The sequence below is a fragment of the bacterium genome (assembly GCA_023150945.1).
Taxonomy (GTDB): domain Bacteria; phylum Zhuqueibacterota; class Zhuqueibacteria; order Zhuqueibacterales; family Zhuqueibacteraceae; genus Coneutiohabitans.
This window is the reverse complement of sequence record JAKLJX010000056.1, coordinates 1-1,252: the sequence shown is the minus strand read 5'-3', so window position 1 is coordinate 1,252 and position 1,252 is coordinate 1. Positions and strand designations below refer to the sequence as shown.

1 protein-coding gene is annotated in these 1,252 nt (G+C 60.9%); it reads left to right on the top strand.

Going from position 1 to position 1,252, the window contains the following annotated elements; genetic code table 11:
* On the top strand, positions 1-1,252 hold a 1,252-nt coding region (locus L6R21_27965), incomplete at both ends, for a hypothetical protein (protein ID MCK6563046.1).

Genomic DNA, 1,252 nt, shown 5'->3' with positions numbered 1-1,252 from the left:
GCGTGACTGCGGCAGGCATCTTCACGCCGAGCGACGCGGGCACGGGCACGCACACGATCACGTATTCCTTCACCGACGGCAACAGTTGCACGAACACCGCGAGTCAGAACATCGTCGTGAATCCGCTGCCGGCGGTGACGTTCGATCCCGCCGGGCCGTATTGCGTGAATAGTCCGGCGGTGGACTTGACGAGCTTCGTTGCGCCTGCGGGAGGAATCTTCTCCGGCAACGGTGTGACCGCTGCAGGAATTTTCACGCCGAGCAGTGCGGGTATTGGCACGCACACGATCACGTATTCCTTCACCGACGGCAACAACTGCACGAACAGCGCGAGCCAAAACATCACGATTGAAACACTGCCGACGGTGACGTTCAACCCAGCCGGGCCGTATTGCGTGAATGCCGCCGCGGTCGATCTCACCGCTTCTGTTTCTCCCAGCGGTGGAACCTTCTCCGGCAACGGCGTGACTTCCGCGGGCCTCTTCACGCCGAGCGACGCGGGCACGGGCACGCATACGATCACCTACACTTTCACCTCGGGCGGCAATTGCACCAACAGCGCGAGTCAGAACATCGTCGTCAATCCTCTGCCGAGCGTTACATTCAATGCCGTGAGTGCGGTTTGCGTGAATGCTGCTGCGCTTGATTTGACAAGTTATGTTTCGCCCAGCGGCGGAACTTTCTCCGGCAACAGCGTGACTGCGGCAGGCATCTTCACGCCGAGCGACGCCGGCGCCGGCACGCACACGATCACGTATTCCTTCACCGACGGCAACAGTTGCACGAACACCGCGAGTCAGAACATCGTTGTGAATCCGCTGCCGGCAGTGACGTTCGATCCCGCCGGGCCGTATTGCGTGAATAGTCCGGCGGTGGACTTGACGAGCTTCGTTGCGCCTGCGGGAGGAACCTTCTCCGGCAACGGTGTGACCGCTGCAGGAATTTTCACGCCGAGCAGTGCGGGTATTGGCACGCACACGATCACGTATTCCTTCACCGACGGCAACAATTGCACGAACAGCGCCAGCCAGAACATCACGGTTGAAACACTGCCGACGGTCACATTCAATCCCGCCGGACCGTATTGCGTGAATGCCGCTGCGGTCGATCTCACCGCTTTTGTTTCGCCCGCGGGAGGAACATTCTCCGGCGATGGCGTGACTTCCGCGGGCCTCTTCACGCCGAGCGACGCGGGCACGGGCACGCACACGATCACCTACACTTTCACCTCGGGCGGCAATTGCACCAACAG